The organism is Kushneria aurantia DSM 21353 (assembly GCF_000382245.1).
In the GTDB taxonomy this organism is placed as follows: domain Bacteria; phylum Pseudomonadota; class Gammaproteobacteria; order Pseudomonadales; family Halomonadaceae; genus Kushneria; species Kushneria aurantia.
Window position 1 is genome coordinate 14,712 of the sequence record NZ_KB907876.1, and the last position, 21,377, is coordinate 36,088.

The window sequence follows — 21,377 nt, forward strand, 5'->3', positions numbered from 1 at the left end:
CCGATAGCGAAGGCAGGAGCTGATGGGCTGGTGGCAGGAGCAAAAATGGCAGCGCTGGCGCAAGCGCCATCCGCTGCCTCTCGAGGCCTGGCAGCGTGCGCAGGTGCGACTGCCGATCATCGACGGGCTGAGCGATGCGCAGCTCGAGCGGCTGGGCGAGCGCAGCTGGCGACTGGTTCATGCGTTGCGCATCGTGCTGCCCGAGGGGGTCGAGTGGTCGGACGAGAACCGGCTGGTACTGATGGCGCAGATCGCCCTGATGACGCTGGCCTGGCCGGAGCAGCGCGCACGCCGGGCGCTGCTCGACGTGCGCGAGATTATCCTGGTGCCCGGCGCCTTTCGCCGCCACGTAGAGGAGATGGACGACGCCGGCGTGATGCACGAGTTCGAGGATGAGCGTGCCGGCGAGACCTCCTGGCACGGCCCGGTGGCACTGTCGCTCGAGGAGCTGGAAGCCAATGGTGACTGGCACGGCACCAATGTCGTGATTCACGAATTCGCTCACAAGCTCGACATGACCGGCGACATGACGGTCAACGGCATGCCCGGCCTGCACGGCGACATCACATCAAGAGAGTGGTACGACACCTTCATGCAATGCTGGCAGGCGCTGCAGGAGAGTCTCGAACGCGGTGAAGAGCCGCCCATCGACGACTATGCGGCGACCCATCCGGCGGAGTTTTTCGCCGTGATCTGCGAGTACTTTTTTACCGCGCCGGATATCCTCGATAACGTCTGGCCCGATCTCTACACCCTGCTGGTGCGCTATTTCGATCAGGACCCGCTGAGACGACTGCCCAGGGCTTGTTGAACAGCCGGCTCATCCGCCTCGGCAACCAGCCACTGCCACAGGGTTGACGCCGACGCCGACAGTGCGCGCCCGCGCGGATGCACCAGCCAGAACGCCTCAGAGGCGGCGATCGAACCTTCAAAGGGGGCCACCAGCGCCTGGCTATCTTCGGTCAGCCGACGCTGCGCCAGTGCCACACCACAGCCGCTGGCCGCCAACCGCAGCGTCATGATGCGGGTATCGCACACCAGCCGGCGAGCGCGATGTTCGACCCCGTCGGCACCGAAAGCGCGCAGCCACGCCGGCCAGCCGGTGGTAAAACCGGTGGCGTGCAGCAGCGTCTCGCCGGCCAGATCGTCGATATGTTTCAAACGTCGGGCCAGTGCCGGAGCGCACAGCGGCGACAGCTCCTCCCGGCCCAGCGAATGGCCTTCAACCTCCGGCCAGTCGCCGACGCCATAGCGAATCTCCAGGTCGGCATCGACACCGCCGAACTGCTGCGACCAGATGGCAGTGACGATGTGAACCTCGATATCCGGATAGCGCTGATGGAAACGACACAGCCGTTGCGCCAGCCAGTACTGCTGGACGCCGGGCGTGGCGCGCAGCGTCACCGAGGCACGCCCGTCCGGCCCGAACACCTCGGCGGTGCCCTGAGCCAGCCGCATGAAAGCCTCCTGCACGCTGGGCAGCCAGGCACGTCCGGCATCGCTCAACGACAGACTGCGGGGGTGGCGAATAAACAGCGACTGACCGACGCGCGCCTCCAGCAGCCGAATGCGCTGGCTGATCGCCGCCTGCGACACCCCCAGCTCCTCGCCGGCGGCGGTAAAATTGAGATGGCGGGCGGAGGCTTCAAAGGCCTGCATCCAGGCCAGCGGCGGCAGTGTGCTCACTCGGCTCTCCAGAGATGGATGAATCACAATTCGGTACAGAACACGGCGGTAACGACGTTGAGGCTACAAAAATTCGACATTTTGATGACAGGCGCTGTTGAAGCCCCTTGATGGCCTCTCTAGACTCAAGGACCCTCGAATCTGTTGTCTCTGCTATGGAAAGCGCTCGATGAATCGCCGTCTCTGGCTTGTCATTATCGTCATCACCCTCATGGCGGCACTGGGTGGCTTCTGGCAGTGGCTGGTTATGGGCGACAGCCTCAACGCCGAAAAGCTGGAGCAACTGCTGAGCGAAACCATCAGTCTGCGCCACACCTGGTGGGCACCGCCGCTGCTGATGGTCATCTACCCGGTCGGTAGTCTAGTGCTCTTCCCACTAACGATTCTGGTGGGCGCCACCGGCCTGATCTTCGGGCCCTGGTGGGGGCTTTTTTACGCCGTAGCGGGCACCATGGTTGCCTCCAGCGCCACCTGGCTGCTGGGACGAATGCTGGGCCGCGACCTGCTGGAGAAATATGGCGGCGAGCGCATTCGCAAGCTTGCCGACAGCATCTCGCGTTACGGCATTCGCACCATGATCCTTTTCAACCTTTTACCCCTGGCGCCCTTTACCTTCACCAACATGATCGCCGGCGCCGCGCGCATGCCCTACGCCACCTACATGATCGGCTCGCTGATCGGCATTCTGCCGGGACTGGCAGCGGTCACCATCGCCGGCAGCCGTCTCGGCGAGCTGCTGCGCAGCCGCAGCATGGGCGATCTGCTGTGGCTGGGAGTGGCGATAGCGGCGGTTATCGGCCTTGCAGCGCTGACGCGCTGGATCATGTCGCGCCGTCAGCGCCTTTAGACCAGAGTGCCTGCACTCGACCGGGCAGAGCGTTCAGCGCGCCTCGGGCTCCTGGTCGGTATCATTTTCAGTCGGCTTCGGCATCGTCAACGCCTGATCGTCAGCCACCAGCCGTGGTCGGGCCAGCGCGGTCAGCGACAGAATGCGTGGAGACTCGCCGGGCGTCGCCTGGCCGCTTTTCAGCGGCGTCGACTGTAGACGCGGCTCGGCGCGGCTGGAACCGCCGAATACCCGGCGCAGCACCGTACCGCGATGACAGAGCAGATTCCACTCCGCCTCCAGCCGCGCACGGGCCAGCTCCCAGCCGCTGCGGTGGTTGTCTTCACTGTGTGAAAGCCGCGCACGATGCTCATCGAGCAGCTGCTGATAGACCGCCAGACAGCGGTCGGCGCATTCACAGCTGTCGAAATGGCGTGCCGTCTCCAGCGCCCCCTCACGCAGCGTGTCACAGCGCTGCGGCTCGGCGATACGCTGCAGCGCCGCGGCGAACGCCTGTTCATCCTCATCCTGCAGCAGCAGGCCATTGCGTTCATGCGCCAGCACCTCGCGCACGCCGCTGGCATCCAGCGCCACCACCGGCAGACCGGCGGCCATCGCCTCGACCACGACCATTCCCTGGGTCTCGCTGTGCGAGGCAAAGGCGAAGCTGTCCATGCCGTGATAGGCATCGATCAGCGCCTGATCCTTCTGTACTCCGGTGAGATGGACCCGCTCGGCAACGCCGGTGCGCTCTGCCTCATCGAGGATGGTCTGACGCTCGTCGCCGTCGCCGACCACCATGAAGTGCAGATGCGAGTTCTGCGACAGCGCCCGGCACACGGCGCGGGCCAGAAAAGCGAGGTTCTTCTCCTGCGCCAGTCGTCCGACATGGCCGATCACATGGGCGTCATCGGCGATATCGAAATGTCCACGCCAGCGGCGGCGCTCGCCGTGGGCAAAGTGCTCGGTATCGACGCCGCTGGGCACCACCCGCAATTCGGTCTCGACACCGCGCTCGCGCAGCGTGTCGCGAATGCTCTCGCTGGGAGCAATCACGACGTCGCAGAGATCGGCATAGCCGTTGGAGAGCGCCAGTGCAAAGCGACGCATCACCGGCGAGTCGCCCGGCACATAGTGAGTGTAGTGCTCGTAGAGGGTATGGTGGGTAAAGACCAGCGGCAGCCCGCGCCACTGGGCCACCCGCACCGCGGTATCGCCGAGCAGAAAGGGGTGGTTGGAGTGGACGATATCGGGATCGAAATCGCGAATCGCATCGTCCAGCGAGCCGGGCACGGTGACCGGCAGTGAGAAGTCGCTGCCGTTGAAGCGCTGCATCGCCGGTACGCGAATCACATCCTTTTCATCTTCCGGCTGCCCCTTGAGCGTGGGGGCGACGACCAGCACGCGATGCCCCGAGCGCCGGAAACACTCGACGAACCGCTGCACTGACTCACTGACCCCGCCCACGATGGGGCTGTAGGTATTAGTGAACATCAGGATGTTCAAACCCTGCCTCCCGGCGCCGCCCTGTGAGGCTTGCCTGCGCCCTGTACGAATATCGAAGTCCGTTTTCAACAGAACCGTTATAGATGGCAATAGACGAATCGAGGTCAAAAACCGCATCGCATATGGCAGGGATTCTAACAGAAGGCGCTGTTTGCGGGCATATTCAGGGAAATCCACAAGGACCACGAGACACAGCGCCTCGGCCGCGATTACCGCAGCGAAATGGAGCGCCTCGACAGTTAATATTCGTGAGGTTTCACAGTGCAGGAGACTCAGAGGGTTGTCGTGTATGCCAGCCCGCCATCGAAAATCGCAGATTTTTGATCATTGTCGCGTGTTATGGTCAAGCTTTCTACGCAAATGGCATTTTCAGGGAGTAGCGCCATGACCTACAAAATCGCCGTCATTCCAGGCGACGGCATCGGCAACGAGGTGGTCCCCCAGGGCGTGCGGGCGCTGGAGGCCGCCGCCCGCCGTTTCGATCTATCGCTCGATTTCATCGACTGCGACTTTGCCAGCTGTGACTACTACGAGCGCCACGGCCGGATGCTGCCCGACGACTGGCGCGAGCAGCTCGGCACCATGGACGCGCTCTTTTTCGGCGCCGTCGGCATGCCCGAACGGGTGCCGGACCACATCACCCTGTGGGGCTCGCTGTTGCAGTTTCGCCGCGTCTTCGATCAGTACATCAATCTGCGCCCCTGTCGCCTCATGCCCGGCATCAAAAGCCCGCTGGCCGGGCGCAAGCCGGGCGATATCGACTTCTACGTGGTGCGCGAAAACACCGAGGGCGAGTATTCGAGCGTAGGCGGCAAAATGTTCGAGGGCACCGAGCGCGAGGTCGTCATCCAGGAGACGGTGATGAGCCGCACAGGCGTCGACCGGGTGCTGAAGTTCGCCTTCGAGCTGGCCATGACGCGGCCGCGCCGCAAGCTCACCTCGGCGACCAAATCCAATGGTATCTCCATCACCATGCCGTGGTGGGATGAGCGGGTAGCCGAGATGGCCGGCCACTACCCCGAGATCAGTCTCGACAAATTCCATATCGATATTCTTGCCGCCAATTTCGTGCTGCATCCGGACTGGTTCGACGTGGTGGTGGCAAGCAACCTGTTCGGCGATATTCTCTCCGACCTGGGGCCGGCCTGCACCGGCACGATTGGCGTGGCGCCATCGGCCAATATCAACCCGGAAAAGACCTTCCCCAGCCTGTTCGAGCCGGTACACGGCAGCGCACCGGATATCTTCGGCAAGGGCATCGCCAACCCGATCGGTCAGATCTGGTCGGCGGCAATGATGCTGGAGCATCTGGGCCACCAGGACGCCGCAGACGCCGTGGTCAGGGCGATCGAGAAGGTGCTGGCCGCCGGCCCCGACGAAGCACCGCTGACGCCGGACCTGGGCGGTCGCGGCATCACCGATGAGCTGGGCAATGCTATCGCCAACGCCATCAAGGCGTCATGAACGCAAAAAACCCCGGGGCCTGAAACGACACCGGGGCTCACCATTCGCTACGACCAATGACGCTCAGATCGAAAAGCGCGACACCGACTGATAGAGACGGCTCGCCTGATCCTCCAGCGAAGAGGCCGCTGCGGCAGCCTCTTCCACCAGCGCCGCGTTCTGCTGGGTCACCTGATCCATCTGGGTTACCGCCTGATTGACCTGCTCGATACCGTTGCTCTGCTCCTTCGAGGCGGCGGCGATCTCGCTCATCAGATCGTTGACCCGGCGGGCACTCTCGGCGATGCGGTTGATGCTGCTGTCGGCCTCTGTCACCAGCTCGCTGCCACTTTCCACCTGAGAGACCGAGCGGCCAATCAGTTCGCGGATCTCGCTGGCCGCACTGGCGCTGCGGCTGGCCAGATTGCGCACCTCGCCGGCCACCACCGCGAAGCCGCGGCCGTGCTCGCCGGCGCGCGCCGCCTCCACCGAGGCGTTGAGCGCCAGCAGATTGGTCTGAAAGGCGATGCTGTCGATCATGGTAATGATCTCGTTGATCCTGCCCGAGCTTTCGCGGATATCCCCCATGGTCGTCACCACCCGACCGATCACCTCGCGACCGCTTTCCATCTCCTCCAGCGCCTGGCCGGAGAGCTGCGTGGCCTGGCCGGCATTGTCGGCGTTCTGACGCACCGTAGAGGTCAACTCTTCCATGCTGGAGGCGGTCTCCTCCAGTGAGGCGGCCTGCTGTTCGGTGCGCGAGGAGAGATCATTGTTGCCGGCAGCAATCTCCCGCGAACCGGTATCGATCGACTCGCTGGCGCTGCGGATATCGGCAATGGTGGCCGCCAGTTGGGCACGCATGCTTTCGATATGGAACAGCAGGCTACTGCGATCATTGCCGCGCAGTGTCATCTTCCGGTCGAAATGACCCTCGGCGATTTCCCGCACACGCTCGACGGCGTAGTTTGGCTCACCGCCCAGGCTGCGGCTGATACTGCGATAGAGCAGCACGAAAGCGAGCGTCACGAAACCACCGATGATCACCATAAGTGTCAGATAGAGCATCAGAGTGTTCCGGAAAGCATTACGAATATCGTTGACCTTTACGGAGGCGGCGAGGTTGACCTGCCAGGGCGCGAAGCGCTCGACATAAGCCAGCTTATAAACCGTGTCACCGGTTTCCGGGTCAGGGGTATCATCGGCATAGTTGACAAAGCCGCTACCGCTGGCCATTGCCTTTTCGCCGAGCACGCTATAGATATTGCCGACAGCACCGTCGCCGGTAGACGACATGTCTTGACCAACCTCACGACGCGGGTGGTAAAGAATCTTAAGCTCGTCGTCGAAAGCGAAAATATAGTTCTGCAGATCATTACCAAAGCGCATCACCGACAGCGCATCCAGCGCTCGGGTCAATCCCGACTCCTGACTGAACGGATCGTCCGCCGCGCGCTCATGAAAGCCGGCAAACAGGGTTTCGGCCATCGCAACGGTGGCCCGCAGCTGCTTCTCACGCTCCTCGAATATCGTGTTACGAGCATTCCACGCCATCATGGCGGTCAGCAGCAGCATACCCGCCCAGATCAGTGCCAATAGAAGATACATACGTCGCTTCAGACTCCAGTCACCGAATCTGAAACGCCGCCTGTTCTCTGCCCCCTTTTCTCTTTCGTCATGGGAGGTTCCATGCTCCAAACCACTGGCTTGTAAAGTCATCCCCATTTCTCCCCAATAAGAGTTATCCAAATAAAACTTTGCTATTTTAGGAAGTTTGCATAGCATTTCTTTATATCGGCGCTTCTGATCACAAACTTAAAAAGCGCCACCACCCTGAACGGATGATGGCGCCTCTGAAGTGGCCGGGCTACCGCTGCCTTGACTAGATCGAAAAGCGCGACACCGACTGATAGAGACGGCTCGCCTGGTCCTCCAGCGAAGAGGCCGCTGCGGCAGCCTCTTCCACCAGCGCCGCGTTCTGCTGGGTCACCTGGTCCATCTGGGTTACCGCCTGATTGACCTGCTCGATACCGTTGCTCTGCTCCTTCGAGGCGGCGGCGATCTCGCTCATCAGGTCGTTGACCCGGCGGGCACTCTCGGCGATGCGGTTGATGCTGCTGTCGGCCTCGAGAACCAGCTCGCTGCCACTTTCCACCTGAGAGACCGAGCGGCCAATCAGTTCGCGGATCTCGCTGGCCGCACTGGCGCTGCGGCTGGCCAGATTGCGCACCTCGCCGGCCACTACCGCGAAGCCGCGACCGTGCTCGCCGGCACGCGCCGCCTCCACCGAAGCGTTGAGCGCCAGCAGATTGGTCTGAAAGGCGATACTGTCGATCATGGTGATGATCTCATTGATTCTGCCCGAGCTTTCGTGGATCTCGCCCATGGTCGTCACCACCCGGCCGATCACCTCACGACCGCTTTCCATCTCCTCGAGCGCCTGGCCGGAGAGCTGCGTGGCCTGGCCGGCATTGTCGGCGTTCTGACGCACGGTAGCGGTCAGCTCCTCCATACTGGAGGCGGTCTCCTCCAGCGAGGCAGCCTGCTGTTCGGTGCGCGAGGAGAGATCATTGTTGCCGGCAGCAATTTCCCGCGAACCGTTATCGATCGACTCGCTGGCACTGCGGATATCAGCAATGGTGGCCGCCAGTTCGGCACGCATGCTTTCGATATGGAACAGCAGGCTACTGCGATCATTGCCGCGCAGGGCCAGCGGCCGGTCGAAATGACCCTCGGCGATTTCCCGAACCCGCTCGATGGCGTACTTCGGCTCCCCTCCGAGGTCGCGGTAGATATTGCGGTAGAGCAGCACGAAGGCGAGTGTCAGAACAGCGCCGATGACCAACAGTATCAGTCCGAACGTGATCAGCTTCTCGAGAAAGGCCTCGCGAATATCGTTGGTGTAAACGCCAGCGGCCAGGTTGACGCCCCAGGGCGCGAAGCGTTCGACATAGGCCAGCTTGGGCAGCAATGGGCCACCCTCCGCACCACGGGCGGCACGGTAATCGAGAAACCCGCTGCCACTGGTACGAGTGATGTCGACAAGTTCGCTGTAGATCGCCAACCCATCGGGATCGGTAAAGCCCGACATGTCCTGGCCACGTTCACGCCGCGGGTGATACAGGACGCGCGACTGGTCATCGAAAGCGAAAATATAATTGTCGCCATCAAAACGCATACCGCTCAGCGCGCCCAGTGCCCGATCGAGCCCCTCCTCGCGGCTGAACTCGCCGGCCTCGACGCGTTCGGCATAACGCTGAAACAGGCTGCTCGCCATGCTGACGATATCGCGCAGCGACGCCTCGCGCTCTTCATAAAGCGTCGCGCGAGCGCTCAACGACATAATTACCACCAGCGCGATCATCCCCAGCCACATCAGTGCGAGGATGGCGTACATCCGGCGTCTCAGACTCCAGCTACCCAGCGCGAAGCGGCTGCGTCCGGCGGGCTTGGCCAAAACGGCGCCTGATTCACCGTAAGAGGATTCTGCTGGGGCAATACCGCCGGTCCTTGAGGTCATCTGCGACTCCTTGCGACACTCGAAACACTACCTCGGCACTTCGTTTATGAAGCACCTCTAATTCATTAACGGCATCAAAAGAAAAGACTTTATAAGGGCAAAACTGCCCGCCGGGTCTACTCTTCTCGAGCATTCTTTTTCTGGGTCGCTCGATGCGGCATCTTCAAGCGCACAGACCCGCCCACAGCACACGCCACACGCCGGCCAGCCGCCGATCGAACTCATCTCGCGAGTAGAGAAAGCTCTCGCTGAAAAGGCCGTCGATCACACAGTAGAGAGCGCTTATAAAATCTCGTTCGCCGAGATCGGCGCGCAGCTCACCGCACTCGATGCCACGCCGCCAGCAGTCGCGCAGCGGTGCATCGATGGCCGTCTCGCTCTGTCGGTTGATGCGCTGCAGCTCATCCCGCAGAGCGGGCGGCGGAAAAAGCAGAAAGCGCTTATAGAACACCCCCTTGCCGGAATCGAATATAAAGTCGCTCATTGCCGCCAGCAGGCGCTCGAGCTGCTGCTTGACGCTGTCGCCGTGTCGGGCATCGAGGCTCTGGTGAATAAGCGCCAGCACTTCCTGCTCCACTTCGCTGACCAGCGCCAGAAACAGCGCCTCCTTGCTGGCGAAGTGGTTATAGAGAGACGGCGTGCGGATGCCGACTTCGGCCGCGATGGCGGAGAGCGGCGTGGCCTCGTAGCCCTGGCGGGCGAAGAGGCGCAGCCCCGCTTCGCGGATGCGACGGGAGGTGCTCATAACATCACTCTTGCTGTTCTGATCATGGTTGCCCTGCGCTTCCGGATTGCCACCGCCCAATTTCATCATTAGAATAGCTAACTAACAATCGTTAGTCTTGCAGTTTCAGGAGGCCTTATGATGTCACGCTGGTGGTTGATGGTCCCTGCCGCCCTGCTGGAGATCGGCTGGGCGCTGGGCGCCAAATACGCCCAGGGGGCACTGGAGTGGCTGGCAACGCTTGCGATGGTGTTCGCCAGTCTCGCGCTGGCCACCCACATGGCGAAGACGCTGCCAACCAGCACGGTCTACACCGTCTTCGTGGGGCTGGGCGCGGTCGGCACGCTGACGGTCGATATTCTCTTTCTGGGGGCCGCCTTCAACCTGCTGACGATTGTATTGGTGGCCACGCTACTTATCGGCGTCGCCGGGCTCAAACTGCACAGCGAGGAAAGGGAGGTATAGCCATGTACTGGCTGGCACTGATCGCCTCGGGGCTGATGGAGGTCGTGGGCGTCACCGGCATCGAGAAGATCAACCGTGGCTCGCGGCCGCTGGGACTGGCGTTGCTGGTCGTGGGTTTCGGAATGTCGCTGGCGCTGATCGCCTTTGCCATGCGCGATATCCCGCTGGGCATCGCCTACGCCGTGTTCACCGCCATTGGCACCGTCGCCAGCGCCACCCTGGGCATGCTGTGCTGGGGCGAGCCGCGTTCGCCGGCACGGCTGGGCTATATCGCCCTGATTATCGCCTCGGTGGTAGGGCTCAAGCTGGTTTCCGCCTGAGCATCAGGCCACCCCGTCCCGCGCCCGAGCCAGCAGCGGCCGGGTTCGCGCGTGCATGTCGAGCCGCGCCCCCAGTCGCACCATGTTCCAGTAGTGGCCGTTAAGGGTACGCGACAGCAGCATGGTATCCGCCGGCGGCTGCAGGCGATCCATTGCCGACCACACCTTCGGGCTGATTTCGCGCAGCCGATAGTGAATGCGGGTATCGGCAAAATCCTGCTCGCCGGGAGCGAACAGCGGCCGGATCGCCGCTGCCGATTCGCTATAAAGCGCCAGCGGCGCGCCCTCGCCCTGACGCCCGCCCATCGAGCGCAGCGCCGCGTCCATACCCATCGGGTCGTCGTCCAACGCCGCGCCCAGCAGTTGCATCATGGCACGCAGGCGAGCTTCCGGCACCGCGATGACGGCCCCCAGATCGTAGACGATCAACCGCCCCTCGTCGTCGGCGGCGAAGTTGCCGGCGTGGGGGTCGGCGTGCAGTTCATGGTGGGTAAACAGCTCTTCGGTGAGCCAGTCGGCGAGGTTGGCCGCCAGCCGCTGTCGCAGGGCCTCTTCGGCCTGTTCCATATCGCGCATCGGCGTGCCGGGCAGGTAGCGCATCGCCAGCACCCGCTCGCCGGACCACTCGGCCAGCGGCTCGGGAAAACGCACGCCGTCAAAACCGGCATAGCGGGCGCGATAACGCGCCAGCGCCTCGAACTCGGCGCGGTAGTCGAGCTCGCCGCGCAGGCTGTCGGCAAACTCCTCGAACATCGCATCCAGCCGCGCCTGTGGCACTTTCATCCAGCGCATCAGACGCATCATGCGGCGCACCTGTACCAGGTCCTGCTCCAGCACCTGCTCGAGCCCCGGATACTGCACCTTGAGCACCAGCGTCTCGCCGTCCGGCGTCACCGCGCGGTGCACCTGGCCCATGGAGGCGCTGGCAAAGGGCTCGGTTTCGATGCTCTCGAAGGCGGCGTCGAGATCGCCGAAGCGCGCCACCAGGGTGCGCCGGATCTGCGACCAGGGCATGGGGCGCGCCTGACGCTGCAGGCGGGCGAGCTGCTCGGCCAGCGCCGGCGGCAGCAGATCGTCCCACTGCGCCATGATCTGCGCCAGCTTCATCGCCGGCCCCTTGAGTTCGGAGAGCTCATCGAAAAGCTGCTCGCCGAGACGCTCCCAGCCGGCGTCGCGGCCCATCCGCGAGCGCAACATGGCACCGCCGGTACGCGCCCCCATCCCCAGCATCCTGCGGGTTCTGCCTTTTTCACGCATTCCTGTACTCCTGCCTCGACCGCCGCCCTCTCAGTCCTGAAATAAAAGACAATGCAGGGGTAATGCCCACCAGGATAAGGTAGATCATCACAACACCAGCGAGGGACACTGCGTGTCACTAAGCGACTATTTCGCCGATTTCATCGCCCCCGAAGGGCCTCATCAGGTGGTGGCGCTGCGCCTGCCCGGGGTGCGGGTCAGCGAGTACGCCCCCGGCGTGGTGGCGCTCGAACCGGCCGCAGCGATCGAAGCCGGCGCCCCTACTATCATCTCGGCCGGCATCCACGGCGACGAGACCGCGCCCATCGAACTTTTCGGCGAACTGCTGGCGGCGCTCGACGCCGGTCAGCTGCGCGTCGGCGCGCCGGTTCTGCTGATTCTCGGTAACCGCCGGGCGATCGTCGCCGGCCGACGCTATATCGACACCAACCTCAACCGGCTGTTTCAACGCGACAGTCTGACGCTCGATGACGACCGCTTCGAGGCCGGCCGGGCGCGCGAACTGATGAGCGCGGTGGATCGCTTCCTTGCCGAGCACGGCGCGCAGGCGCTGCACCTCGATATGCACACCGCCATCCGCGACAGCCGCTATCCGCGCTTCGCCGTCGAACCCTTCAGCGACACCCCCACGCCGGCCCGGCTGTGGCGCCAGCTGAGCGCCGCCGGCCTGCAGGCGGGGCTCAGCCAGCACTGCCACAGCTGGACCTTTTCGCACTACAGCCGCCACTACCACGGCGCGCTGGGCTTTACCCTCGAACTGGGCCGGGTCGCCCCCTTTGGCGCCAACGATCTCGAGCCGCTGGCGCCGATGTTCGATCTGCTGCGCAGCCGGGTGGCCGGGGTAGCGCCGCAGGAAACCAGCGATAGCGGCCTGATACGCTTTACCGTGGTCGAAGAGATTCGCCGCCAGGGCGATGATTTCAGTCTCGCCTTCAGTGACGATATCGCCAACTTCACCCGCTTCGAGCCCGGCGAACTGCTGGCGCGCGATAGCGAACAGGGCGAGCATCGGGTCGGCGACGAGGCGGTACATATCGTCTTTCCCAACGCCGCCGTGGAGCGCGGCGCGCGCGCGTTGCTGCTGGCAAGGCCACTGGCGACGGCGTAAGGTAGCAGGCGTCAGACGCGCAGACGACGCTCTCTCCTGCTATCATGCGCCGCCATCGAAGGTCGGGAGAGCATCCGCTGCAGGTCGTATACGACCTCTCCTGTCACCAACAACAACAGGCCAGTGCCTTGTCCCTCGGGACAACGGCGGCCGGATTCAGGAGTTTTCCCTTGACCGATGAGCCCATCCCGCTGCATGTCAGCGGCATCCACAAGAAATTCGGCGATACCGAAGTGCTCAGAGGTATTTCGCTGGAAGCGCACAAGGGTGACGTCATCACCCTGATCGGCGCTTCCGGCTCCGGCAAGAGCACTTTCCTGCGCTGTCTCAATCTGCTTGAGCGCCCCGACAGCGGCGAAATCAGCGTGCACGGCGAGTCGATCCGCTTTCGCATGACCCGCCGCGGCCGCGAGCCGGCCGACCGCAGCCAGCTGGAGCGCATCCGCACCCGGCTGGCGATGGTGTTTCAGAACTTCAATTTATGGGCCCACATGACGCTGCTCGATAATGTCATCGAGGCACCGATCTACGTGCGTGGGGTGCCGCGCAAGGCAGCTCGCGAACAGGGTATGGCGCTGCTCGAGCGGGTCGGACTGACCGAGCGCGCCCACGCCTATCCCGCCCAGCTTTCCGGCGGCCAGCAGCAGCGCGGTGCCATCGCCCGCGCCCTGGCCATGGACCCGGAGGTGATGCTGTTCGACGAGCCCACCTCGGCACTCGACCCCGAGCTGGTCGGCGATGTGCTGGAGGTGATGCGCGAGCTGGCCGCCGAGGGTCGCACCATGGTGGTGGTCACCCACGAGATGGACTTCGCCCGCGACGTCTCCAATCACGTCATGTATCTGCACAAGGGTCAGGTCGAGGAGCAGGGCAACCCCGCCGAGGTGCTCTCACACCCCGAGTCGGAGCGACTGCGTCAGTTTCTCGCACCGCGCGGACGCTGAAGGGGCTCGACATCATGATCGATTTCATGGGATACGGCCCGCGGCTGCTGGAGGGGGCACTGCTTACCGCCCAGCTCGCCGTACTGTCGCTGCTGCTGGCACTGGTGCTGGGGCTGGCCACCGCCAGCGCGCGGCTATCGCAAAACCCGCCGCTGCGCGCCATCGCTGTCGTCTACACCGTGGCCATCCGCAGCGTACCGGACCTGGTGCTGATGATGCTGTTGTTCTACGGCGCCCAGATCGGCCTCAACCAGATCACCGATGCCATCTATAACCACTGGGGCTACGATATCTTTATTACCATCGACCCCTTCGCCGCCGGCGTGGCAACCATCGGTCTGATCTTCGGCGCCTACATGGCCGAAACCTTTCGCGGCGCCTTTCTGGCCGTCGACCGCGGCCAGATCGAGGCCGGCGCCGCCTACGGCATGAGCCGCTGGCTGGTGTTTCGCCATATCCGCTTTCCGCTGATGATGCGCCACGCCCTGCCCGGGCTGGGCAACAACTGGATGGTGCTTTTGAAAACCACCGCGCTGGTGTCGATCATCGGCCTTTCCGACATGGTGCGGATCGCCGCCGAGGCCACCCGCGCTACTCATCAGACCTTTCTGTTCATGATTCCCGTCGCGCTGGGCTATCTGGTCATGACCTCCGTCTCCGAGGTGATCTTCGGCTGGCTGAGCCGACGCTACAACGCCGGTTTCGAGGAGCAGCACTGATGCAGGAACTGCTGCAGTCGATCGCCCCCTGGCTTGCCGACAACGCCATCTTCACTCCGCAGACGCTTGCCCAGTACTGGGAGGGCTTCGTCAACACTGTCCAACTGGTTTTCATCTCGCTGGTGCTGGGACTGATACTCGCTCTGCCGCTGTCGATCGGTCGCGCCAGTCGGCTGAAACCGCTCAGTCTCGCGATCTGGGTGTATACCTGGGTCTTTCGCGGCACGCCGCTGCTGGTGCAGCTCTACATTGCCTACTATGGGCTGGCCTTCATTCCCGGCATCCAACAGAGCATTGTCTGGCCGCTGATTCGCGACCCGCTCTATCCGGCACTGCTGGCCTTCATGCTCAATACCGCCGCCTATACCACCGAGATCTTCTACGGCGCCATCAAGGCCACGCCGCGCGGTGAGGTAGAAGCCGCACGCGCCTACGGCATGTCATCGCTGATGGCCTACCGCCGCATCATTCTGCCCAGCGCCCTGCGCCGCGCGCTGCCGGCCTACGGCAACGAGGTCATCTTCATGCTCCATGCCAGCGCCATCGCCAGCGTGGTAACCATTACCGACCTGACCGGGGTGGCCTATAATGTCTATGCGCGTTTCTACGCGCCCTTCTCGGCTTTCATCTTCGTGGCGCTGTGCTACATGGTATTGAGCTTCGCCATCCAGGGCGCTTTCAAGCTGCTCGAGAAACGTATGCTGGTGCACCTGCAGCCCGCCTGAAGGACGACAAACTTGCATTGCGTTACCCTCTCGTGTTCATAATCGGCTGCACGCTATGGCGTAACCCTCTGTTACCGACGATTTCCATCAACACCAACAAGAGAGACAACCATGAAAAAACTGCTGACGATCTCCCTGCTGAGCGCCGCCGTGGCCGCCGGCTCGGCGCAGGCCAGCGACGACAATACGGTGCGCATCGGTGTCGACGTGCCCTACGTACCCATGGAGTATCGCACTCCGGACGGCGAACTGACCGGCTTTGACATCGAACTGGGCAACGCCCTCTGCGAGCAGGCCAAACTCCAGTGCAGCTGGGTCGAGCAGGGCTGGGACGGCATCATCCCCGGGCTGCTGGCGCGCCGCTATGACGCCATCATGTCGTCCATGACCATCAACGACGAACGTCGCCAGCAGGTGCTGTTCTCCGACCCCTACATCGTGCCGCCGTCTGCCTGGTTCGTGCCCGACGACAGCAGCATCACCGGTACCTCGCAGCAGGACATGGAAGGGGCCAACATCGGCGTGCAGCGCGGTACCGTGCAGGACAGTTACGTCACCGACAACTATGGCGATGTTGCCAACATCCAGCGCTACGCCAGCGCCGACGACGTGGCCGTCGATATGGATACCGGCCGTCTCGATGCCGCCTTCCTCGACTATCCCACCGGCGAAGCGGCACTGGTCGATGAGGGCAACTACAAGACCATTGGTGAAATGCTCACCGAGCCGAAGGAGTACTTCGGCGAAGGTTTTGGCATCGCCTTCCGCCAACGCGACGAAGCCCTGGCCGACAAGTTCAACCAGGCGCTCGAAACACTGCGCGACAACGGCACCTACGATCAGCTGCACGACAAGTACTTCGGCGGCGGCGGCGGCGCCCCGGAACCCGCTTCCGGCAGCTGATAACAGCGCCACGCCCCGAACGCCAGGGTACTGGTACTCGACAAAACAACGCCCCGCTGATGCGGGGCGTTGTTTTGTCGGGGGTATCGTGGTTATAAACCTTGAAAGGGCCCCGCAGTGCAAGGCCCTTTGGTTTTCAGCAGGCGCGCTGCCCTCAGGTCATGGCCGCATTGGCCAGCGAGGCGTCGCGCGAAGCCGGTTCTGCCGGCTCGTCGACTGCAAAGAGGCCACCGGAGAGCCGCCGCACCCGCTTGATGAACAGCGCCAGCGCCACCGCCGTACCCAGCGCCGCGACCACATAGGCAATATTCAGCGGCAGGCCGAAGCCGATCGGCGCCCAGGCGATATAGGTGAACGTCGCCATGGTCATGAACAGCGCCGGCAGCAGCGTCATCCAGTACGCTTTTTTGGCCAGAATCAGGTACATGGTGGCCACCCACAGGGCGATGACCGCAGTGGTCTGGTTGGCCCACGAGAAGTAGCGCCACAGCAGACTGAAGTCCATGTGGGTCAGCCCCCAGGAGATCACGAACAGCGGCGCCGCCACCATGACGCGCTTGACCAGCTCGACCTGATTGACGCCCAGATAGTCGGCAATGATCATGCGCGCGCTGCGAAAGGCGGTATCGCCCGAGGTGATCGGCAGCACGATCACCCCCAGCACCGCCAGGGTGCCGCCCACTGCGCCCAGCAGCGTCGTCGATACGCTCTGCACCACGGCCGCCGGGCCGCCGTTGGCCAAAACCCGAGAGAGCGAACTGTCGCCGTGGAACAGGCTCATCGCCGCCGCGGCCCAGATCATGGCGATCACACCCTCGGTGATCATCATGCCGTAAAAGATCCTGCGGCCGTTGTTTTCGTTACCCGTGGTGCGCGAGATGATCGGCGTCTGGGTAGCGTGAAAGCCCGACAGCGCACCGCAGGAGATAGTCAGAAACAGCAGCGGGAAGATCGGCGCGCTGTCCGGATGCATGTTAGCAAGGCTCAGCTCCGGAATCGGCGCGCCGCGCACGATCAGCATGATGCCGATACCGGCGGCGCTGAACAGCAGCAGCGCGCCGAACCAGGGGTAGATACGGCCGATCACCTTGTCGATCGGCAACAGCGTGGCCAGCAGGTAGTAGACGAAAATCGCCAGCGTGATCACGGTCACCGACAGCGGCAGGATATTGGCCAGAAGCGCCGCCGGTGCGGTGACGAACACCGTGGCTACCAGCAGCAGCAACAAAATGGCGAAGACGTTGACCACGTGTTTCATCACCCTGCCGAGAAACTTGCCGGCCAGCTGCGGCAGATGGGCGCCGTGGTTGCGAATCGAGATCATGCCGGTGAGGTAGTCATGCACCGCGCCGGCGAAAATGCAGCCGGCGACGATCCACAAAAAGGCCACCGGGCCGTAGAGCGCCCCCAGAATGGGGCCGAAGATAGGCCCGACGCCCGCGATATTGAGCAACTGAATCAGCGAGTTGCGCTTGGTACCCATGGGCAGGTAATCGACATCGTCGCGCAGCGTATAGGCCGGCGTGGGGCGGCGCTGATGGGTCTCGAAAACGCGCTCGACGAACTTGCCGTAGGTGAAATAGCCCACGACGAGCAGCACGATGCCCGCGATAAAGGTCATCATGATTCAGGCACTCCCGGCTTGTGGCCACGGTCGGTTTTATAACGTACGGCTGGAGCGTGCAGCGTACGCAACCGATTGATGCACTAACAGATCGACCTTGGTATTAGCCCGCAGAACCGCTGCCTGGTGAAAGCGCCGTTCGCAGCCAGGCGCCGCACTCCTCGATCGCCTGATCCGCCTGGCGGTGCTGGCCCAGCCGCCGCACGAAAGCGTGAATCATGCCGAAGTAGCGGCTGTGGCGCACCGTGACGCCCTGCGCCGCCAGTCGCTCGGCATAACGCACGCCTTCATCGCCCACCGGATCGTACTCGGCGGTCAGCACCAGCGCCGGCGCCACGCCGGCCAGATCGTGACGCGACAACAGCGTATTGAAGGGGTGATCGCGCGCCTCGTCGTCGACAAGATACTGCGACAGATACCAGTCGCGCATGGCGCGGGTATAGCCGTGGCCCTCGGCGAAGCGCTCAAGCGATGCCAGCCCCTGCGGGCTGGCATCGAGCTGCGGATAGAGCAGACACTGCCCCATCACTGCCGGCCCGCCCTCGTCGCGGGCGCGCAGCGCGGTCAGCGCCGCCAGTTGCCCTCCGGCGCTATCCCCGGCCAGCGCAATGCGCGTGGCGTCGCCGCCGAACGAGCCGGCGTTGTCGCCCACAAAGCGCAGCGCCGCCAGCGCATCCTCGGCGGCAGCGGGAAAGGGGTGCTCCGGTGCCAGCCGGTAATCCACCGATACCAGAATACTTTTCGAGGCGCGACACAGCGCCCGGCAGATCACGTCATAGGTCTCGACGGAGCCGGTGACAAAGCCGCCACCGTGGTAGAAAACCGTCACCGGCCGCGTACTGCGGGTCCCGTGCACCGTGGGATGATAAATCCGCACGCCGATCTCGTGGCCATCGCATTTGAAACGCCGCTCCTCCACGTCGGCGACCGAGTATTCAGCCGGGTCGGTCTGAAGCGCGAGATTGCCGCGATCGGCGATCCTGCGCCGCTCCTGTACGCTCAAACCGCTGACATCGGGGGCATTGGCGGCGGCCTCTTCAAGCCAGTGGGCGAACTGCGGATCCAGTGTCATGCGGCAACTCCTGATCAGTGTCGTGAACAATAATTTTCAGCCTGGGCCGTGGCAGCAGGACTGGCAAGCCGGGACACCGGGCGGGCACAATAACGTTTCTGTTTTCAGCAGGCCGACACCTCCATGCTTCGCACGCTCACTCTGCTGCTGGTGCTACCGCTGGCGATCGCCGGCTGCGACCGCAGCCCCGAAAGGGTCACGATAGAAGGCCAGGCCCAGGGCACCAGCTATCACATCAGCTGGTGGCGCGACGGCGGCAATCAGCTGCCGGCGGTGCGCGCCGACGTCAGCCGGACGCTGACCGCCATCGACCGCGAACTCTCCACCTACCGCGACGACTCCTGGATATCGCAGTTCAACGCCAGCCGCAGCACCGACTGGCAGCCGGCCCCCGAATCGGCGCTTCACCTGCTCGCCATCGCCAGGCAGATCAACGCCCGCTCCGACGGCTGCTATGACCCCACCATTTCGCCACTGTTCCGGCTGTGGGGCTTTCAGGAGCACGACTTCCGCGTGCCGACGCAGGCCGAGATCACCACCGCGCTGGCCGATATCGGTCTTCAACATCTCGATATCGACCCCGAAACCGGGCGCATCCGCAAGGAGATCGCCACGCTGTCGCTGGATCTCTCCTCGATGGGCGAGGGCTACAGCGTCGACCGCCTCGCCGCTGATCTCGAGGCGCGCGGTATTCACAACTACCTGGTGGAGCTGGGCGGCGATATGCGCATTCGCGGCAGCAAGCCCGATGGCACCCGCTGGCGGGTCGGCATCGAAGCACCCACCAGCGGCGAGCGCCGCCCGGGCACCATCGCCACCATCGAGGATGTCGAGGGCATATCGATCAACACCTCCGGTACCTATCGGCGCTACTTCGACGACAACGGTCAGGTGTATAGCCATATTCTCGATCCGCGCAGCGGCCGCCCCGCCGAACACAATCTGGTGTCCTCCACCGTATTCGGCCATGAGGCAGCGCGCAGCGACGGTTGGGCCACCGCCCTGCTCTGCCTGGGGCCGGCGGAGGGCATGGCGACCGCCGAGCGCGAGGGGCTTGCCGCCCTGCTGATCCAGCGCCCGGGCGAGGATCAATTCGAAAGCGATGAAAGCCCGGCACTGGAAAGCAGCGAGCGGCTGAGGCTTCAACGCCAGGGGGATCAACATCAGGATACATGACGGCGGCACGACGACCGAACTGATGCCGGCCTGAAAAGTGCCCCTGGTGACGAGAAAATTTTCCCTGCCGTCGGGATACTGCATGTTGAGACAGTCGCCTTCGCGCGGCGCCACAACATTGCACAGGGAGAAATGGCCGTGATGGAGACCATTACCATCGGCGGGCTGACGCTCGATTTCTATCAGAGTCGTCACACCACCCATGAGCAGCTCGATCTTTTTCGCATGACCGTCATGCCCGGCGCTCGTATGCCGGTGGCCCACTACCATGACAGCTGGGACGAGACAGTGCTGGGGCTGGCGGGGCGACTCGACTTTCGCGTGGACGGCGAAAGCGTCGCTATTACCCCCGAGTCGTCGCTTTTCATTCCGCGTGGCGCAGTACACGGCTTCGACAACACCTCAGATGCGCCGGCCAGCTGTCTGTGCATGCTGACGCCGGGCGCACTGGGTCCGGACTACTTCCGCGAACTGGCGGCACTCGTCGCCGAAGGCCCGCCCGACCCGGAGCGCATGAAGACGATCATGTCGCGCTACGGGCTGATCCCCGCGCCCGAAGGTAATCGACAGCACTGACTCCGGAGCCAATAACGCCTGTGGCGCCTAACGCGCCATGCCGATGCCTTCACGCATGAAGTTGACGATCCAGCGTGCCATGACGTGATCGTCCACCGGCGCCGACAGCGTCGCCATGCCTTCACGGCGGCGGCGATCCGGCATCTGCCCGCTCCTGCCGGCCATCAGGTCGGCGCTGCACGCTTTGGTGAACTCCGGGTGACCCTGCACGCTCATGGCGGCGTTACCGTAGTCCAGCATGTAGTAGGGACAGAAGGTGCTTTCAGCCAGCACTGCGGCGCCTTCGGGCGGTTCGATAACCTGATCCTGATGGCTGACGATCAGATCCAGCCCCTCCTGCCAGGGCATCATCCAGCTGCGGCGCTCGTTGACCGTATTGAAGGAGACACCCACTCCCCAGCCGCGATCACTTTTGGCAGCGCGCCCGCCCAGCGCCTGGGCGATCGCCTGATGGCCAAAACAGATGCCCACCAGCGGCCGCTGCTCGGCGTGCAGACGTCGAATCAGCGCCAGCAGCTCGGCAATCCAGCCGTGGGCCTCGTAAACGCCGGCCTTGCTGCCCGAGATCAGCCAGCCGTCGACATCGTCGAGGCTGCCCGGCAGCTCGCCGTCATGAACCCGCCAGGTCACGAACTCGAGCGTGGGGTCCACGGCCTGCAGAAGCCGCGCGTAGAGTTCAGGGTAGTTGCCGTGCACCTCGGCCAGGTGCGGCGCCAGATCATCACACTGCAGCAGCCCGATCTTCATCTCTTCCCTCTTGCCCGGGGTTAATCACAACGTGCC

General features: G+C 63.5%; 21 protein-coding genes. 12 read left to right on the top strand and 9 right to left on the bottom strand.

Translation table 11 applies throughout. From position 1 onward, the window contains the following. Positions 1 to 22 precede the first annotated feature (22 nt). Positions 23 to 811 (top strand): M90 family metallopeptidase, encoded by a 789-nt coding sequence (locus tag H146_RS0111375; protein ID WP_019951996.1) that lies wholly within the window; start codon positions 23 to 25, stop codon positions 809 to 811. On the opposite strand, the gene H146_RS0111380 is transcribed toward H146_RS0111375, so the two are convergent. Continuing rightward, a complete protein-coding gene (locus H146_RS0111380; protein WP_019951997.1) occupies positions 775 to 1,686 on the bottom strand; it encodes a LysR substrate-binding domain-containing protein in 912 nt (303 codons plus the stop codon). The two genes, H146_RS0111375 and H146_RS0111380, sit on opposite strands and share 37 nt — an antisense overlap. A 169-nt stretch (positions 1,687 to 1,855) precedes the next feature. Between H146_RS0111380 and H146_RS0111385 the strand changes: the two genes are divergently transcribed. After that, the gene (locus H146_RS0111385; RefSeq protein WP_019951998.1) at positions 1,856 to 2,533 is read left to right on the top strand and encodes a TVP38/TMEM64 family protein; all 678 of its coding nucleotides are present in this window, start codon (positions 1,856 to 1,858) and stop codon (positions 2,531 to 2,533) included. A 33-nt stretch (positions 2,534 to 2,566) separates the two neighbouring features. Here the strand turns inward: H146_RS0111385 and H146_RS0111390 are convergent, their stop codons facing one another. Beyond that, entirely contained in the window at positions 2,567 to 4,018 is a 1,452-nt protein-coding gene (locus H146_RS0111390; RefSeq protein ID WP_019951999.1) for a glycosyltransferase, read from the bottom strand. Between the two features lie 384 nt (positions 4,019 to 4,402). Here H146_RS0111390 and H146_RS0111395 point away from each other — a divergent pair, with 384 nt between their 5' ends. Then, positions 4,403 to 5,482 (top strand): tartrate dehydrogenase, encoded by a 1,080-nt coding sequence (locus tag H146_RS0111395; RefSeq protein ID WP_019952000.1) that lies wholly within the window; start codon positions 4,403 to 4,405, stop codon positions 5,480 to 5,482. 63 nt (positions 5,483 to 5,545) lie between these two features. On the opposite strand, the gene H146_RS0111400 is transcribed toward H146_RS0111395, so the two are convergent. From H146_RS0111400 to H146_RS20260, 3 genes are all read right to left on the bottom strand, one after another. After that, positions 5,546 to 7,069 (bottom strand): methyl-accepting chemotaxis protein, encoded by a 1,524-nt coding sequence (locus tag H146_RS0111400; protein WP_019952001.1) that lies wholly within the window; start codon positions 7,067 to 7,069, stop codon positions 5,546 to 5,548. A 274-nt stretch (positions 7,070 to 7,343) separates the two neighbouring features. Next, complete coding sequence (locus H146_RS19195; protein ID WP_281169616.1) at positions 7,344 to 8,981, bottom strand: methyl-accepting chemotaxis protein; 1,638 nt, start codon at positions 8,979 to 8,981, stop codon at positions 7,344 to 7,346. Between the two features lie 163 nt (positions 8,982 to 9,144). Continuing rightward, positions 9,145 to 9,726 (bottom strand): TetR/AcrR family transcriptional regulator, encoded by a 582-nt coding sequence (locus H146_RS20260; protein WP_169433478.1) that lies wholly within the window; start codon positions 9,724 to 9,726, stop codon positions 9,145 to 9,147. Between the two features lie 117 nt (positions 9,727 to 9,843). Here H146_RS20260 and H146_RS0111415 point away from each other — a divergent pair, with 117 nt between their 5' ends. Together H146_RS0111415 and H146_RS0111420 are read left to right on the top strand one after the other, a co-directional pair. Then, on the top strand, positions 9,844 to 10,170 hold the full coding sequence (locus H146_RS0111415; protein ID WP_019952004.1) for a DMT family transporter: 327 nt from the start codon (positions 9,844 to 9,846) through the stop codon (positions 10,168 to 10,170). Positions 10,171 to 10,172: 2 nt separating this feature from the next. Next, a complete protein-coding gene (locus tag H146_RS0111420; RefSeq protein ID WP_019952005.1) occupies positions 10,173 to 10,490 on the top strand; it encodes a DMT family transporter in 318 nt (105 codons plus the stop codon). Positions 10,491 to 10,493: 3 nt separating this feature from the next. Here the strand turns inward: H146_RS0111420 and H146_RS0111425 are convergent, their stop codons facing one another. Beyond that, positions 10,494 to 11,747: an ABC1 kinase family protein gene (locus H146_RS0111425; protein ID WP_019952006.1), complete on the bottom strand. Its 1,254-nt coding sequence runs from the start codon at positions 11,745 to 11,747 to the stop codon at positions 10,494 to 10,496. 112 nt (positions 11,748 to 11,859) lie between these two features. Here H146_RS0111425 and H146_RS0111430 point away from each other — a divergent pair, with 112 nt between their 5' ends. The 5 genes from H146_RS0111430 (at position 11,860) to H146_RS0111450 (ending at position 16,146) form a co-directional block, all read left to right on the top strand. Beyond that, a complete protein-coding gene (locus H146_RS0111430) occupies positions 11,860 to 12,855 on the top strand; it encodes a succinylglutamate desuccinylase (RefSeq protein WP_019952007.1) in 996 nt (331 codons plus the stop codon). A 170-nt stretch (positions 12,856 to 13,025) separates the two neighbouring features. After that, complete coding sequence (locus tag H146_RS0111435; RefSeq protein WP_019952008.1) at positions 13,026 to 13,799, top strand: ABC transporter ATP-binding protein; 774 nt, start codon at positions 13,026 to 13,028, stop codon at positions 13,797 to 13,799. Positions 13,800 to 13,813: 14 nt separating this feature from the next. Further along, on the top strand, positions 13,814 to 14,518 hold the full coding sequence (locus H146_RS0111440; RefSeq protein ID WP_019952009.1) for an ABC transporter permease: 705 nt from the start codon (positions 13,814 to 13,816) through the stop codon (positions 14,516 to 14,518). Further along, the gene (locus H146_RS0111445) at positions 14,518 to 15,243 is read left to right on the top strand and encodes an ABC transporter permease (protein ID WP_019952010.1); all 726 of its coding nucleotides are present in this window, start codon (positions 14,518 to 14,520) and stop codon (positions 15,241 to 15,243) included. The genes H146_RS0111440 and H146_RS0111445 overlap by 1 nt, the downstream gene beginning before the upstream one ends. 111 nt (positions 15,244 to 15,354) lie before the next feature. Further along, positions 15,355 to 16,146 (top strand): transporter substrate-binding domain-containing protein, encoded by a 792-nt coding sequence (locus H146_RS0111450; RefSeq protein WP_019952011.1) that lies wholly within the window; start codon positions 15,355 to 15,357, stop codon positions 16,144 to 16,146. Positions 16,147 to 16,300: 154 nt separating this feature from the next. Here H146_RS0111450 and H146_RS0111455 read toward each other — a convergent pair whose 3' ends face one another. Then, a complete protein-coding gene (locus tag H146_RS0111455) occupies positions 16,301 to 17,770 on the bottom strand; it encodes a carbon starvation CstA family protein (RefSeq protein WP_019952012.1) in 1,470 nt (489 codons plus the stop codon). Between the two features lie 103 nt (positions 17,771 to 17,873). After that, positions 17,874 to 18,842 carry an alpha/beta hydrolase gene (locus H146_RS0111460; protein WP_019952013.1) on the bottom strand — a complete coding sequence of 323 codons (969 nt, stop codon included), beginning with the start codon at positions 18,840 to 18,842 and terminating at the stop codon, positions 17,874 to 17,876. Between the two features lie 123 nt (positions 18,843 to 18,965). On the opposite strand from H146_RS0111460, the gene H146_RS0111465 reads away from it, so the two are divergent. Beyond that, positions 18,966 to 20,018, top strand: a complete 1,053-nt coding sequence (locus tag H146_RS0111465) for an FAD:protein FMN transferase (RefSeq protein ID WP_019952014.1) — start codon at positions 18,966 to 18,968, stop codon at positions 20,016 to 20,018. Positions 20,019 to 20,159: 141 nt separating this feature from the next. Beyond that, the gene (locus H146_RS0111470; RefSeq protein WP_156826797.1) at positions 20,160 to 20,594 is read left to right on the top strand and encodes a cupin domain-containing protein; all 435 of its coding nucleotides are present in this window, start codon (positions 20,160 to 20,162) and stop codon (positions 20,592 to 20,594) included. A gap of 27 nt (positions 20,595 to 20,621) precedes the next feature. Here the strand turns inward: H146_RS0111470 and H146_RS0111475 are convergent, their stop codons facing one another. Then, complete coding sequence (locus H146_RS0111475) at positions 20,622 to 21,341, bottom strand: type 1 glutamine amidotransferase (protein WP_019952016.1); 720 nt, start codon at positions 21,339 to 21,341, stop codon at positions 20,622 to 20,624. Positions 21,342 to 21,377: the final 36 nt, after the last annotated feature.